Annotated in this window: 16 protein-coding genes; 9 read left to right on the top strand and 7 right to left on the bottom strand. The window is 69.2% G+C overall.

Annotation, left to right across the window (positions count from 1 at the left end; translation table 11 throughout):
- Positions 1-1,040: 2-succinyl-5-enolpyruvyl-6-hydroxy-3-cyclohexene-1-carboxylic-acid synthase (gene menD, locus QM634_RS14430; RefSeq protein WP_415043472.1), on the bottom strand; the 1,040-nt coding region annotated here is incomplete at its 3' end.
- Between the two features lie 32 nt (positions 1,041-1,072).
- On the opposite strand from menD, the gene QM634_RS14435 reads away from it, so the two are divergent.
- From QM634_RS14435 to QM634_RS14450, 4 genes are all read left to right on the top strand, one after another.
- Positions 1,073-1,324: a hypothetical protein gene (locus QM634_RS14435; protein WP_415043473.1), complete on the top strand. Its 252-nt coding sequence runs from the start codon at positions 1,073-1,075 to the stop codon at positions 1,322-1,324.
- Between the two features lie 55 nt (positions 1,325-1,379).
- Positions 1,380-1,997 (top strand): class I SAM-dependent methyltransferase, encoded by a 618-nt coding sequence (locus QM634_RS14440; RefSeq protein WP_415043474.1) that lies wholly within the window; start codon positions 1,380-1,382, stop codon positions 1,995-1,997.
- Between the two features lie 106 nt (positions 1,998-2,103).
- Complete coding sequence (locus QM634_RS14445; RefSeq protein ID WP_415043475.1) at positions 2,104-3,600, top strand: MFS transporter; 1,497 nt, start codon at positions 2,104-2,106, stop codon at positions 3,598-3,600.
- A gap of 45 nt (positions 3,601-3,645) precedes the next feature.
- Entirely contained in the window at positions 3,646-4,884 is a 1,239-nt protein-coding gene (locus QM634_RS14450) for a saccharopine dehydrogenase family protein (protein ID WP_415043476.1), read from the top strand.
- A gap of 4 nt (positions 4,885-4,888) precedes the next feature.
- Here QM634_RS14450 and QM634_RS14455 read toward each other — a convergent pair whose 3' ends face one another.
- Together QM634_RS14455 and QM634_RS14460 are read right to left on the bottom strand one after the other, a co-directional pair.
- A complete protein-coding gene (locus QM634_RS14455) occupies positions 4,889-5,599 on the bottom strand; it encodes an O-methyltransferase (RefSeq protein WP_415043477.1) in 711 nt (236 codons plus the stop codon).
- A 43-nt stretch (positions 5,600-5,642) separates the two neighbouring features.
- A complete protein-coding gene (locus tag QM634_RS14460) occupies positions 5,643-6,260 on the bottom strand; it encodes a PaaI family thioesterase (protein ID WP_415043478.1) in 618 nt (205 codons plus the stop codon).
- A gap of 47 nt (positions 6,261-6,307) precedes the next feature.
- Here QM634_RS14460 and QM634_RS14465 point away from each other — a divergent pair, with 47 nt between their 5' ends.
- On the top strand, positions 6,308-7,258 hold the full coding sequence (locus tag QM634_RS14465) for a 1,4-dihydroxy-2-naphthoyl-CoA synthase (RefSeq protein WP_415043479.1): 951 nt from the start codon (positions 6,308-6,310) through the stop codon (positions 7,256-7,258).
- Here the strand turns inward: QM634_RS14465 and QM634_RS14470 are convergent.
- On the bottom strand, positions 7,252-7,506 hold the full coding sequence (locus tag QM634_RS14470; protein WP_415043480.1) for a hypothetical protein: 255 nt from the start codon (positions 7,504-7,506) through the stop codon (positions 7,252-7,254). The two genes, QM634_RS14465 and QM634_RS14470, sit on opposite strands and share 7 nt — an antisense overlap.
- A gap of 28 nt (positions 7,507-7,534) precedes the next feature.
- Entirely contained in the window at positions 7,535-8,731 is a 1,197-nt protein-coding gene (locus tag QM634_RS14475; RefSeq protein ID WP_415043481.1) for an oxygenase MpaB family protein, read from the bottom strand.
- A gap of 114 nt (positions 8,732-8,845) precedes the next feature.
- Here QM634_RS14475 and QM634_RS14480 point away from each other — a divergent pair, with 114 nt between their 5' ends.
- A complete protein-coding gene (locus tag QM634_RS14480; RefSeq protein WP_415043482.1) occupies positions 8,846-10,033 on the top strand; it encodes a YncE family protein in 1,188 nt (395 codons plus the stop codon).
- Positions 10,034-10,087: 54 nt separating this feature from the next.
- Here the strand turns inward: QM634_RS14480 and QM634_RS14485 are convergent, their stop codons facing one another.
- Both QM634_RS14485 and QM634_RS14490 read right to left on the bottom strand, forming a co-directional pair.
- A complete protein-coding gene (locus QM634_RS14485) occupies positions 10,088-10,627 on the bottom strand; it encodes a hypothetical protein (protein WP_415043483.1) in 540 nt (179 codons plus the stop codon).
- A gap of 75 nt (positions 10,628-10,702) precedes the next feature.
- Positions 10,703-11,764, bottom strand: a complete 1,062-nt coding sequence (locus QM634_RS14490; RefSeq protein WP_415043484.1) for an LLM class F420-dependent oxidoreductase — start codon at positions 11,762-11,764, stop codon at positions 10,703-10,705.
- A gap of 161 nt (positions 11,765-11,925) precedes the next feature.
- Here QM634_RS14490 and QM634_RS14495 point away from each other — a divergent pair, with 161 nt between their 5' ends.
- The 3 genes from QM634_RS14495 to QM634_RS14505 are packed head-to-tail and all read left to right on the top strand — an operon-like array spanning position 11,926 to position 13,757.
- Positions 11,926-13,140 carry an inorganic phosphate transporter gene (locus tag QM634_RS14495; RefSeq protein WP_415043485.1) on the top strand — a complete coding sequence of 405 codons (1,215 nt, stop codon included), beginning with the start codon at positions 11,926-11,928 and terminating at the stop codon, positions 13,138-13,140.
- 25 nt (positions 13,141-13,165) lie between these two features.
- A complete protein-coding gene (locus QM634_RS14500) occupies positions 13,166-13,438 on the top strand; it encodes a hypothetical protein (RefSeq protein ID WP_415043486.1) in 273 nt (90 codons plus the stop codon).
- A gap of 19 nt (positions 13,439-13,457) precedes the next feature.
- Positions 13,458-13,757, top strand: coding sequence for a DUF3349 domain-containing protein (locus tag QM634_RS14505; RefSeq protein ID WP_415043487.1), 300 nt, complete (start codon positions 13,458-13,460; stop codon positions 13,755-13,757).
- The last annotated feature ends 46 nt before the right edge of the window (positions 13,758-13,803 follow it).

Here is a 13,803-nt window from a genome sequence, read left to right on the forward strand (position 1 = left end):
ACCCGCGCGACCGCGTCGACGGCCCGCCGGTTCTCGGCGGCGCACTCGGCGAGCCAGGCCGACCGCGGCGTGCCGGTCGGCTCGGCGCGCGTCCCGGTAGAGTAGACGTTGCCCGACACGTCCGGCCAGCGCGGGCCGGTCGTGATCGCGTGCACCCGGACCTCGGGGTCGGCGAGCAGACGCGCGATGCCGCGATGCAGGGTCGGGCGACCGCAGATGATGGCCTGCTGCGGTTTGACCCCACCCAGGGCGAGTGGATGCATCGGGTTGTCGGGCACCGGCGCGGTGGGCTCGGCGATGGTCGGCAATCCGGTCAGCTCGGGGTTGACCCCCGCTCCGTGCCCGGCGACGACGACGGTGTCCAGGCTCAGGTCGATGGGCACCGGGATGTCCAGGCGCCCGGCCGGCGCCTGCGTCCACGGCAGCCCGTCGGGGCGGCCGGTGAAACCGGCGAGGTCGTCGGCACCGTCGCCGTCACCGGTTTCGGGCACCAGCGGCTCGCGCAGCGGGATGTCGAACTGGACGGGACCGGCGTTGCCGGTGCGGGCGCCGCGCGCCGCGGCCAGCACCCGGCCGACCGCCGAGCGCCACTGGCTGTTGGTGTCGACGCCGTCCTCGGCCAGCCCGATGCTGATCGCCGCACGGACCTGCGTGCCGAACAGGCCGAACTGCTCGACCGTCTGATTGGCGCCGGAGCCGAGCAACTCGTACGGGCGGTTGGCGCTCAGCACGATCAGCGGCACCCGGGCGTAGTTGGCCTCGAAGACCGCCGGGCCGACGTTGGCGACCGCGGTTCCGCTGGTCAGCACGATGGGGACCGGTCGGCGCGAGGCGACCGCCAGGCCCAGCGCGAGATAGCCCGCCGACCGCTCGTCGATCCGCACGTGCAGGCGGATCCGCCCGTTCGCGTCGGCGGCGTGCAGTGCGAAGGCGAGCGGTGCGTTGCGCGACCCGGGGCACAACACGGCGTCGGTCACTCCCCCGCGGATCATCTCGTCGACGATCACCCGGGCCTGCAGCGTCGACGGATTGATCGGCATGGGACAAGTCTGTCACGCCTAGAATCGCGGGGGTGGTCTCCACCCTCCTGTCGATCACCTTCGCCTGCGGCCTGTTCATCGCCGCGGCGCACGTGGTGAACACCCGCTTCACCGCACCCGTCTACGACGCGATCGCCAACCTCCTCGCCTTCGGTTGTGCGACGGCGGCCTCCGCGCTCCTGCACCATTGGGTGCCCGCTGCACTGTCGGCCTTCGCATTCTTATGCTGGGTCGCGCTCGCGGTCCGCACCGCCACCCGACGGGCCGGTCGGACAGCGGCTTGATCGGCGTATCCGCGTTTTTCGACCAGCCACACCGCGGTCAGACCACAATCGGGGCATGGGCTTCTACGGGGACCGGATCCTGCCGCACGTCGTGCAGCTCACCTGCGGGATGCCGGCGATGCGCAAGATCCGCCGCAAGGCGACGGCGGGGTTGCACGGCGACATCGTCGAGATCGGCTTCGGCTCGGGTTCCAACGTCGGCTGCTACCCCGACGAGGTGACGTCGGTGACCGCGATCGAGCCGTCGGACACGGCGTGGACGATGGCCGCGCCGCGCGTGGCCGAGAGCGCGGTGCCGGTGACCCGCGGCGGTCTCGACGGCCAGCGGCTGCCCTTCGACGACGACACCTTCGACGCGGCGCTGTCGACGTACACGATGTGCACGATCCCCGACCTTCCCGCGGCCCTGGCCGAACTGCGCCGCGTCGTGAAGCCGCACGGCACGCTGCACTTCCTCGAGCACGGTCGCGCACCCGACGAGGGTGTCCGCCGTTGGCAGCGCCGGATCGAACCGGTGCAAAAGCGGCTCGGCGGCGGCTGTCACCTGACCCGCGACATCCCCGCGCTACTCGCCGACGCGGGGTGGGAGCCGGTCGAGCTGGAGCAGTTCTATGCCACGAAGACCCCGCGGACCTTCGGCGCCCTGAGTCTGGGCGTCGCCCGTCCGGCGTGAGTGCCCGACGAGGTGTTCAGGTTCTCGTTGCCCGCCGGTAACCCAAACGTGGGTCACCGGTACCCGCTTGCGGCAGGATTCCTCGGACCGAGGAAAGTGGATCACCGTGAGCGAGACAGCCGTGCGGCGCCCTGAACAGGCGGCCCGCCGCAAGCATCCCAGTGGCCCCAAGAGCGTCCAGGAGTACATCGACGAGACGCCGACCTGGGAAGACGGCACGCCCGCGATGGCGACGCCCCTGACCCGGATGCAGTGGTTCATCTGGGCGCTGGCCGCGACCGGCAAGTTCTTCGAGGGCTACGTTGTCTTCGTGGCCGGCGTGGCCCTGCCGCTGATCACCTACGAGTTCAACCTCACCTCGCTGCAGAAGGGCCTGGTCAGTTCGGCCTCGCTCGCCGGCATCCTGCTCGGCGCCAGCCTCCTGGGGAACCTGTCGGACCGGCTCGGCCGCAAGGAGGTGTTCGTCGGCGAGATGGCACTGTTCGCCGTGTTCCTCCTGGGGGTCGCGCTGAGCCCCAACCTCACGGTCCTGCTCCTGTGCCTGCTGTTCGTCGGCGTCGCGCTCGGCTGCGACTATCCGACGGCGCACGTGATGATCTCCGAGTGCAGCCCGACCCGGCTGCGCGGCCGCCTGGTGTTGAGCGCCTTCGGCTTCCAGGCCGTCGGCGCGGTGGCCGGCACCTTCGTCGGGTACGTCGTGTTGAGCACGTCGACCTCACAGGGCGACTGGCGACTGATGTACTTCATCGCCGTCCTCCCCGCCGCGCTCGTGGCGGTCGGCCGCCTGTTCGTGGTGCAGAGTCCGCACTGGCTGATCGCCAAGGGCCGCGTCGACGAGGCCCGCGCGGCCACGCGCCACCTGCTCTCACGCGTCCCCGCCTACCCGTCGGACATCGAGCTGCGCGCCAACCGCGACGCGGAGGACGAGGGGCGCACCCGGGTCCGCGACCTCTTCGGCCCCAAGTACCGCCGCGCCACGATGTTCGCCTCGATCCCGTGGTTCCTGCAAGACCTGAGCACCTACGGCATCGGCATCTTCACCCCGGTGATCATCGCCACGACCGCCGGCGGCGCCGCCAAGCCGGAGGACCCGCGCAACATCGCCGAGGTGGTCCACGCCGACGCCATCGGTGCGCGCGGCGGCGTGCTCATCGACCTGTGTCTGCTCGTCGGCGTCGTGATCGCCTTCTTCCTGGTCGACGGCGTCGGTCGCATCCGGCTGCAGGTCGTCGGCTTCGTCGGATGCGCGATCGGCCTGCTGGCCGCCTCCCTGTCCCACTTCGCCGACGGCACCACCGGGATGATCGTGCTGTTCGCCGGCGTGATGGTGTTCAACGTGATGACCAACGTCGGGCCGAACACCCAGACGTACGTCATCGCCGGCGAGGTCTTCCCCACCGAGGTGCGGGCCACCGGCGCCGGTCTGGCCGCCTCGTTCGCGAAGGTGGGCGCGGTGATCGCCGCCTTCCTGTTCCCGATCATGTTGAAGGACATCGGCACCCAGTGGCTGCTGCTGGCGCTGGTCGGGGCGTCGCTGCTCGGAGCGGTTGCGACCTGGAAGCTGCGCATCGAGACGCGCGGCGTGAGCCTCGAGCACCTGTAGCCCCATAGCGCCGTCGCCTCCCCGGCGAGCCGATACGCTGGCGCCATGAGCCGCGAATTCGACATCGTTGTCTTCGGCGCCACCGGTTTCGTCGGTGAGCTGACCGCCACGTACCTGGCCGACTCGGCACCGACCGGCACGCGCATCGCGCTCGCCGGGCGCTCGGAGTCCAAGCTGGCCGCGGTCCGCGACCGTCTCGGGTCCCGGGCCGCCGATTGGCCGCTCATCGTCGCCGACGCCGACCGGCCGTCGACGCTCGACGAGATGGTCGCGCGCACGCAGGTCGTCTGCACGACCGTCGGGCCGTATCTCAAGTACGGCGAGCCGCTGGTGACCGCCGCCGCCAGCGCGGGCACCGACTACGTCGACCTCACCGGCGAGGTCCCGTTCGTGCGCTACTCGATCGACAAGGCCGGGGAGACCGCCGCGGCCACCGGCGCACGCATCGTCCACGCCTGCGGTTTCGACTCGGTTCCCTCCGACCTGGGCGCCTACCTGGTGTTCCGGCAGGCGCAGCAGGACGGTGCCGGGACGCTCGGCAAGACGACGATGGTCGTCCAGTCGATGCGCGGCGGGGCGTCCGGCGGCACCGTCGACTCGGTGCGCGTGATCGCCGAGCAGGCCCGCGAACCCGACACCCGCCGGGTGCTGCTCAATCCGCAGGCCCTCTCCTCCGGACCGAATGAGATGGTGCACGCCGACCTGCGCTCGGAGCCGAGCGACGCCGCGATCGTGCGCGCGTCGACGATCGACCCGTCGCTGCGCGGGACCTGCGCACCGTTCTTCATGAGCTCGTTCAACACGCGAATCGTGCGACGGTCGAACTCCCTGCTCGACTACGGCCCGGACTTCCGCTACGGCGAGGTGATGGCCGTCGGCGGCGTCCCGGTGGTCTCGGCGATCGCGTCGGCGGCGGTGGCCGGCGGGCTCGGCATCGGCATGGGGCTGATGGCCCTGCGCCCGACGCGCGCCCTGCTGGACCGGGTGCTGCCCAAGCCCGGCACCGGGCCGAGCGAGAAGGCCCGCGACAAGGGGCACTTCACGACGCAGACCTTCACCACGACCTCCAGCGGGCGGCGCTACCGCAGTGAGATGGTCGCGCAGGGCGACCCCGGCTACAAGGCGACCGCGGTGATGCTCGGCGAGTCCGCGCTGGCGCTGGCCCTCGACCGCGACAAGCTGCCCGACCGCTCCGGTGTGCTCACCCCGGCCGTCGCGATGGGCGACGTACTCGTCGACCGGTTGAACGCCGCCGGCTTCAAGGTCGGCGTCAAAGAACTCTGAGGCGTCAGCGCTTCATCGACACTTCGATACCGCCCTGCCCGGGGACGGTCACCGACTGGAACGGTCCGTCCGGGTCCCGCACGTAATCGGTGTAGGCACGGTATTGGCTCGCTCCGCTGACGACGTTGTCGCAGACGACGAGTGCACCGCGGCGCAGCTTGGGCTCGAGGATCCGCAGCGCCGGCTCGGCCATCGGGATCCAGATGTCGACGAGGACGAAGTCGATCGGCCCGTCGACGGTGGGCAGCGTCTCGCGCAGATCCCCCGCCAGGATCTCGGCGAAGTCGCCGACGCCGGCCTCGTCGAGGTGACCGCGGGCGGCGGCGACCTTGCCCGGTTCGTGCTCGGTACCGATCACCACGCCGCGCTCGCCCGGCGACTCGGCCAGGTTGTCGCGGATCGCGGCGGCCAGGTAGATCGTCGACACCCCGTACGACGTCCCGACCTCCACGACGCGGCGGGCATCAGCGGACCGGCAGAGCAGGTAGCAGAGCGCGGCCTTCTCCGGATCGAGGGCGACGTACTTGTCGGCCAACCATTTGCGGCCCGGCTCGCCGGTCGTCGGATCCCAGGTGCCCTCGCGGACGCGGCTCCGCACGGCATGGCCGATCATCGGCAGCACGGCAGGCAGTTGTTGGCGCTTGCTCGCCGTGAGTAACCGGTCGGCGACGGCCTGTGATCGGGGGTCCAGCGGCGATGGCGCGAGTTTGCCCATGGACCAACCCTACACCCCGTACTTAGGTAAGCCTAAGTAGTAATCAGGGCTGTCCGGGTCGCAGCGCGATGAACAGCGACTCGATGTCGGCGCACAGGCGGTCGCCGTCGTGCAGCGTGCCGGCGACGAACAGTTTGCGCCCGTCGCGCTCGGCGACCCACGCCTTGATCTGCAGCTTGGTGTTGAGCGGGGTCAGCGACCGGTAGTTCACCTTGAGGTAGGCGGTGCGGCACACGCCGTCGACGGCCAGGGCGGCCGCCATGCCGCCGATGTCGTCGAAGGCCACCGCGACCTGCCCGCCGTGGGCGACGCCGTTGCCGCCGAGGTGGTACGGCCGGAACCACACGACGCCCTCGACGCCGTCGGGCCCGGCGGTAGTGAGGTCGTAGGGCGGGAGCGTGATGTTGCCGCGCGCGGGCAGGTCGACGCGCGTGCCCGCCGGGGTGGTCCACTCGTCGACGAGGTGCTCGTCGAGCTTGGCGTTGAGGTCCTTGAGCGTCGCGATGGCCTCCTGCGCAAGCTCGTCGGTCGGGCACGCGTAGCGAACCTTGTCCATCAGCGTGCGGACCTGCTCGTTGAACTCGGCGTAGTGGGGCCCGCCCCGCTCGGTGGAGATCGCAAGATCCGGGCGGAAGCCGCCCTCGTGGGAACCATCGCTCATTTCCTCACGTTATCGTCTGCCCTCGAGCGCGGTTTACGCTGGGCGCCATGAGCGACTCCAACCCGTTCGACCCCGCCCAGTGGCGCCCCGTCCCCGGCTTCGCGGACCTGACCGACATCACCTACCACCGCCATGTGGGAGAGGGGCGGGCCAACGGCATCGTGCGCATCGCCTTCGACCGGCCGGAGGTGCGCAACGCGTTCCGCCCGCACACCGTCGACGAGCTGTACCGGGCACTGGACCACGCGCGTCGCACCCCCGACGTCGGAACCGTGCTGCTCACCGGGAACGGGCCGTCGCCCAAGGACGGCGGCTGGGCGTTCTGCAGCGGCGGTGACCAGCGGATCCGTGGGCGCTCGGGCTACCAGTACGCCACCAGCCATGACGACGACGTCGAGGCGGCCGGGCGCGAGGGCGTCGACGAGGCGCGGGTGAAGGCCGAGGGCGGGCGTCTGCACATCCTCGAGGTCCAGCGACTGATCCGGACCATGCCCAAGGTCGTGATCGCGGTCGTCAACGGCTGGGCGGCCGGCGGCGGGCACTCGCTGCACGTCGTCGCCGACCTCACGCTCGCCTCCCGGCAACACGCGCGGTTCAAGCAGACCGACGCCGACGTCGGCTCCTTCGACGCCGGCTACGGCAGCGCGTACCTGGCCAAGCAGGTCGGCCAGAAGTTCGCGCGGGAGATCTTCTTCCTCGGCGAGGCCTACGACGCCCAGACGATGCACGCGATGGGCGCGGTGAACCGCGTCGCCGACCACGCCGAGCTGGAGGACCTGGCCATCGAGTGGGGCCGCGCGATCAACTCCAAGTCGCCGACTGCGCAGCGCATGCTGAAGTTCGCGTTCAACCTCGCCGACGACGGTCTGATGGGCCAGCAGGTGTTCGCCGGTGAAGCCACGCGCCTGGCGTACATGACCGACGAGGCGGTCGAAGGGCGCGACGCCTTCCTGGAGAAGCGTCCGCCCAACTGGGACGACTACCCGTACTACTACTGACGCCGCCTCACGCGGGAGAGACGATCGGACCAGCGGCGTCGTGTCTCTCGTCGCTCGGCGGCATGGACCTTGCGCTCGTACCGCGCGTGGCGAAGATCCGAGCAGTCTCGCCGCGGAACGCGGGGATAGTCGGCGGCCCCAGCGCCGGGAAGCAGCTGCACGACGGTGATGACGACGCATTGCGCCAGCCACCAGAACCACGCGGCGACGAGCCTCGGCGTCGACCGACGATCGGGAATCTCGCCCATGACAGCCGAGCGTAGCGGCGAGCCGGTCCTACGCCGGTTCGCGGTGGCGCGCGTCAGGCGCGTCGTCGACCATCTGGTGCTCGACGCCGTAGTCCGCGCGCATCCGGTCCATCTCGACGTCGCGCAGGCGGTAGCCGCGGCGGATCAACCGCTTGCGCCCACCCAGCGCGAGCACCCGCACCCGGCCCGAGGCGGCCATCAACGGCTCGGCCGCACGCATCAGGGGTTCGAGCCGGGTCCGTGGGATCCGGAGCTGGTCGGCCTGCTCGTCGCCGAGGAAGACCCGCTGCATGCCGCGCGTCAGGGTGGTCGCCAGCGGCCTGGTCAGCCGGTCGGGACCGGGCAGTGCGCCGGCGAGCTCGGGTACCAGGTAGTCGTCGGTGAGGGCGTCGACGAAGGCGATGTCGTCGGCGCTGGGCCCGGGCGAGGTGAGTCGGTACAGCCCCTCGATCCGGACGTAATCCTCGGCGCTACGGGGATTGAGGTGGTCGTCGACGCCGACGACGTGCCCGACGTACCGCCACAGGTGGTAGATGTCGGCGAGCTCGGCGTCGGTGAACCGGACCCCGACCCTGCCCATCGCGTCAAGGGCGATGTGGCCGAACTCGGCCATCGTGAACGCCATGTACGGCTGCGGGATCGGCGCACCCCACCGCTGCTCGTCCCACCGTCCGGCCAGACGCAGACCGCGGCGGACGTGGGCGTGGATGATCCGCACGCGCACGGTGTAGGCGAACCCCTCGCCGTCGCGGCGCATCCCGCCCGGCGTCGCGACGCGGCGCAACCACTCCCCGACCTCCACCGACCGCACCGCCGGCTGCGACACGTAGCGGCCGCTCTGGACCAGCGGCATGCCGGCGACGGTGTTCACCGCTCCGCGCAGCAACGACGCCGCTCCGAGGACGAAGCCGAAGGCGGCGGTGTGCTGGACGAGGGCGTCGGCGGCGCGCGCCATCGCATCGTGGTCGACCCACGACGGCTCGTCGTCGAGTAAGGCGAACAGTGCACGCAGCGACTCGGGGGCGTCGGGAAGGGCATCGATGCCGTCAGTGAGGGCCGTGGCGACGGCCCCGGTCGCCGACCCCGATGCGTACCGGTCGGCGACGACGGCGTCGGCGAGGGGATCGGCATCTGCCATGGCGTCGAGCCAGCGCCGGCCGGCCTCGCCATACCGGCGGATCGCCTCATCGGTCCGGACCAGGTCGGTCGGCGGCCGTCGCGTCATCGCCCCAGTGAACCATTTTTGATCACGCGCGTAGCCCGAAGTGGGGAACCCGAGGCGCGCGAGTGAGGCAACCCACGGTTCACCTGGCCGCGGAGTTAGGTTAGCCTGACCCTCATGACTTCACGCTTGAATCGCACGGCGCCGCTGGCCGGTGTCGCCCTCGCCGCCGCCCTGTCCCTCGGTTCGATCGTCGCGCCGCATGCCGCCGCCGCACCCTCACCGGCACGTCCGGGGCCCGCGGTACCGCAGCCTGCCGGCTACACCATCAAGGGCTACAGCGTCGGCGTCGGCAATGAGCGCGGCGGTAACTACCGTGGCTCTATCGACCCGCAAACCGGTGACCTGTGGATGACTCAGGCGGAGCCGATGAGCGGCGCCACTCGGTCGGACCTCCTGAAAATCGATCCGAACACCATGACCGTCAAGAAGCGGTTCAGCGTGATCGAGCCCGCCAACACCGGCGGTCACGGCAAGTACGGCGTGCAATACGAGATCAAGGTGCCCAAGACCGGCAACGTTGTCTGGACCACGGCCGCCGCCGCCAATGGCGGTGAAGCCAACGTGTGGGACAAGACCACCGGCAAGCGGGTCGCCCGCCTGACGAACCTGTCGCACGCACACTGGGTAGATTTCGCCGAAGGTCTTCGCGTCGCCATCGTCTCGACCACCAGTGGCCTGTCGTTCTTCGACATGGACACCTACGCGCGCCTCGGGGACTGGAAATTCCCCGGCAGCGGCAAGAAGCTCGGCGCCGGCTTCGCGATCACCAATTCCGACGCCAACGGTGCCACCGTCTCGGTGACCTCGTACTACCGCGACCTCAGCCAGCTGCGCATCACCCGCAGCGGCGGCAAGGTGGCCACCAAGCTCAACTGGAACACCCGGCAGAGCAACGCGCAAGGCCATGGCAACGTCGCCGCCGACACCCGGACCAACCGCCTGTACGTGAACAACCTGATGACCCCGGCCGCCGGGCTGTCGGTGTACAACCTGACCACCGGCAAGCACATCGCCGACGTGAACACCGGGATCGGCACCAACTCGCTGCTCATTTTCCAGGGCAAGCTGTACGCCGCGAACTACTTCCTCGGCTTCATCTCCGTGGTCGACCAGAAGACCTTTGCCGTCCAGCAGGTGATGACCACCGGTCTGCTTCCCAATCACCTGCTGGCGTGGAAGAAGAACACCTTCCTGGTGATCGACAAGAACTCGTCCGCCGCCGAGCTTCCGGGCGGCATGCTGAAAATCAAGTCTCCGCCGCTGGCCAGCGGCGACTACGTCTTCAAGGTCACCAAGCACTGAGCCTCGGCGACACCGCACATCCGACGGTTAGGCGAGGAGGGCGCGTTCAGCCCGTCAGCCTCCGGAGTTGTACGGCGTTCGGTCAATCTCGGCAATCGCGTCATGTAGCCGACCAACACTTGCCGGATTGGAGCGCGCTGCGGCCAACTGCGCGTCTGACAGGGGAACCGTGTCGTACCAGATCACCGTGAGTCCATTGGTCGGCGTTGGGTCATCCGTCCACAGGTACATCAAGTAGGAGTAGCCAACTTTGGGAATGGGCCCCGGGTTGGACTCGCACCCATCGACGCCCGAGTGCGAGACGGTCAGCCCACTCGGCGGATTTCCGCGGAGGGCACGGTCGACCTTGATGCGAAGCTCGGTCACCGGCCTGGGCTCCAACCGTTCGCCGGCGATTCCCTCAACAGTGGCTATCACCACCATCGACGCATCAGACGTCCTTGCGGCGACGTCGGTGTCGTAGTCCGTTGCGTATTCATAGGTTGACAGCGAGTGACAAGGGTCCGGCATCCGCGCATCTCGTATACCGATCCACAGCCAGTTGACCAGGACTGCAGCGATCAAGACAACCGCGATCGCCGCCAGCGCGGCCACCACTCGATGCCTTCGTATCCGATCACCAGCTGCGCTCATCGCCACTATCCCCGGCCACGTACGGACGCCGACGATCTACCCGATGAGCTCGGCGAGTGCCGCCATGGTGTCCACGCGCTCACGGTGCGTACCCGCGGCGGGCGAGGCCAGAATGACGCCCACACCGGCTCCCTCGAAGGCGGCCAGCCGCTCGGCGACCAGGGACTTCGGGCCGATCAGGCTCATCGCGCGGACCAGCTCGTCGGGGACGGCGGCCGCCGCTTCGGCCTTCTTGCCGTCCAGATACAGGTCCTGGATCTGTATGGCCTCGTCGACGTAGCCATAGCGCTGCACCAGTGAGTTGTAGAAGTTCTTGCCGCGCGCGCCCATCCCGCCGATGTACAGCGCGGCGTGGTGGCGCACGGTGTTGAGCGCGTTCTCGATCTGATCGGCATCCTCGGTGACCAGCGCCGCCGACTGGACGACGATGCGCAGGTCGCCCAGCGACGGATCGCGTTTGGCCTTGCCGGCGGCCAGCGGCTCGCCGAAGGCCGCATCGACGTAGTCGGGGTGGAAGAGGAAGGGCTGGAACTCCTCGTAGAGCTCGGCGGCCAGTTCGACGTTCTTCGGGCCGATGGCCGCGAGCAGCATCGGGATCCGCTCGCGCACCGGGTGGTTGATGATCTTGAGCGCCTTGCCCAAACCGCTGCCGCCGTGCTCCTCGTCGAGCGGAAGCGTGTAATGCTTGCCGCGGAACTCGACCTTCTCGCGACGCCACACCTTGCGGCAGATCTCGACGTGCTCACGAGCGCGGCCGAGTGGGAAGTCGTACTTGACGCCGTGGAAACCCTCGATGACCTGCGGTCCCGACGCGCCGATGCCGAGGATCGCCCGGCCCCCGCTGATGTAGTCCAGGCCTGCCGCGGTCATCGCCAGGTTCGTCGGGGTGCGCGAATACATCGGCAGGATCGCCGTCTGGAGCTCCATCTTCTCGGTCCTGGCCGCGATGAACCCGAGTTGGCTGACGGCGTCGAAGCTGTACGCCTCGGGCACCGCGATCCGCCGGACGCCGACACCCTCGAAGTCGGCGAGGTTGGCGATGGTCTCCCGGAAGTCGCCGGCGTAGTTGATGGGCATCCCGAGCGTGATCGCAGTCATGTCGACGATTCTGACACGCGGCCCGGTCGATGGACATTCGCCGACCGTTTGGTGAACGCAAGGTGAACAACCCAGTAATTCCAGATAATGCCTGGTCAGAGGCTTAAACGGGGCGTGGTCCAGTTAGGCGAAACGGGTCCGGACCGACCATCATCGTTCTTATGAGCGTAGAGATGTTGATCTTGGTGCTGCTCGTCGTCACCGCCCTGGGCTTCGACTTCACCAACGGCTTTCACGACACCGGCAATGCGATGGCGACGTCGATCGCCACCGGCGCCCTGAAGCCCAAGGTGGCCGTCGGCCTGTCGGCCGTCCTGAACCTCGTCGGCGCGTTCCTCTCCGTCGAGGTCGCCGCGACGATCACCAAGGACGTCCTGAAGATCCAGGGCAAGGACGGCGCACTGATCGCCGGCCTCGACGCCAACAAGGCGCTGCTCATCATCTTCGCCGGCCTCGTCGGCGGCATCCTGTGGAATCTCTTCACCTGGCTGTTCGGCCTGCCCTCGAGCTCCTCGCACGCGCTCTTCGGCGGCCTGATCGGTTCGGGCCTGGTCGCCATCGGCACCACCGGCGTGAACTGGAGCGGCATCGTCGCGAAGATCCTGGTGCCCGCCCTGATGGCCCCGGTCATCGCCGGCGTCATCGCCGCGTCCGGCACCTGGCTGGTCTACAAGATCACCGACGCGCTCGCCGACCACCAGAAGGACGACGGCTTCCGCTACGGCCAGATCGCCACGGCCTCGCTGGTCTCGCTGGCGCACGGCACCGGCGACGCGCAGAAGACGATGGGCGTCATCGCGCTCGCGCTCATCGCGACCGGCCACCTCAACGCCGAGACCGTCTCGCACGGCCTCCCGGTGTGGGTCGTCTTCACGTGCGCCACGGCGATCGCCCTGGGCACCTACCTGGGCGGCTGGCGCATCATCCGCACGCTGGGCAAGGGCCTGGTCGAGATCGCGCCGCCGCAGGGCATGGCCGCCGAGGCCAGCTCCGCCGCGATCATCCTGACCTCGAGCGCCGCGGGCATGGCGCTCTCGACCACCCACGTCGCCACCGGCTCGATCCTGGGCACCGGCGTCGGCAAGAAGGGTGCGCAGGTCCGCTGGCAGGTCGCCGGCCGGATGGTCGTCGCCTGGGTGACCACGCTTCCGGCCGCCGCCCTCGTCGGCGCCATCTGCTACGGCCTGGCCCACCTGCTGGGCAACCTGGGCGGGGCGATCGCCATCTTCACCGTCCTGGTCGCACTGTCGGGCTACATGTACTGGCGCGCACAGCAGAACAAGATCGACCACAACAACGTCAACGCCGAGTGGGACGAGGAGGCCGGCCTGATCCCGGTCGAGCTCGACGAGATCCCCGAGAGCGCCCGGGTCTGACCGGCCACAGCGACAAGGAACCATCATGGCAGTTGCAGAATCCATCCTCCGCGTCTTCCTCATCGGCCTGGTGTTCGGCGCCGGCCTGCCCGCGCTCTTCGCGCTGGGCCTGCGCCTGTGGGCCAACGGCTACAACGCCGACGGCACCGTCACCAACCACAACCCGGTCCTCAAGGCCCTCGGCGGCGCACTGTTCCTCCTGGTGAGCCTCGCGATCGTCATCGGCATCCTGTGGATCACCCGCCAGACCATCTACTTCCACTTCGGGATCAAGATCTTCCCGTTCGGCTACAAGTAACCGAAAGCAGACGAATCTCATGGCGACTACCTTCGATTCGATCGTCAGCTGGATCCGCCAGGGCTACCCCGACGGGGTGGCGCCGAGCGAGTACCCGCCGCTCCTGGCCCTCCTCACCCGCGTGCTCGACGAGAAGGACGTCACGAAGGTCGCGCAGACCCTCGCCGGCGAGCTCGGCGTCCCGCCGGTGACCGAGGGGCAGATCCGCGACGCGATCGTCCGCGTCACCGAACAGGCCCCCAACGCCGAGGAGATCAACCAGGTCGCCGCGCGCCTCGCGGCCGCCGGCTGGCCGCTCTCGGCGAACCTGGCGAGCTGAGCAGACGAACATATAATGGTGAAAAGCCGCAAAGCGGAAGGAGGCG

Origin of the sequence: Gordonia sp. (in: high G+C Gram-positive bacteria), from assembly GCF_047606305.1 — a bacterium.
GTDB lineage: Bacteria > Actinomycetota > Actinomycetes > Mycobacteriales > Mycobacteriaceae > Gordonia.

Coding starts and splice junctions, on each gene's coding strand:
- QM634_RS14440 (WP_415043474.1), top strand. CDS start 1,380: ATGGGCTTCTACGGGGACCGGATCCTGCCGCACGTCGTGCAGCTCACC.
- QM634_RS14450 (WP_415043476.1), top strand. CDS start 3,646: ATGAGCCGCGAATTCGACATCGTTGTCTTCGGCGCCACCGGTTTCGTC.
- QM634_RS14455 (WP_415043477.1), bottom strand. CDS start 5,599: ATGGGCAAACTCGCGCCATCGCCGCTGGACCCCCGATCACAGGCCGTC.
- QM634_RS14460 (WP_415043478.1), bottom strand. CDS start 6,260: ATGAGCGATGGTTCCCACGAGGGCGGCTTCCGCCCGGATCTTGCGATC.
- QM634_RS14465 (WP_415043479.1), top strand. CDS start 6,308: ATGAGCGACTCCAACCCGTTCGACCCCGCCCAGTGGCGCCCCGTCCCC.
- QM634_RS14470 (WP_415043480.1), bottom strand. CDS start 7,506: ATGGGCGAGATTCCCGATCGTCGGTCGACGCCGAGGCTCGTCGCCGCG.
- QM634_RS14475 (WP_415043481.1), bottom strand. CDS start 8,731: ATGACGCGACGGCCGCCGACCGACCTGGTCCGGACCGATGAGGCGATC.
- QM634_RS14480 (WP_415043482.1), top strand. CDS start 8,846: ATGACTTCACGCTTGAATCGCACGGCGCCGCTGGCCGGTGTCGCCCTC.
- QM634_RS14490 (WP_415043484.1), bottom strand. CDS start 11,764: ATGACTGCGATCACGCTCGGGATGCCCATCAACTACGCCGGCGACTTC.
- QM634_RS14495 (WP_415043485.1), top strand. CDS start 11,926: ATGAGCGTAGAGATGTTGATCTTGGTGCTGCTCGTCGTCACCGCCCTG.
- QM634_RS14500 (WP_415043486.1), top strand. CDS start 13,166: ATGGCAGTTGCAGAATCCATCCTCCGCGTCTTCCTCATCGGCCTGGTG.
- QM634_RS14505 (WP_415043487.1), top strand. CDS start 13,458: ATGGCGACTACCTTCGATTCGATCGTCAGCTGGATCCGCCAGGGCTAC.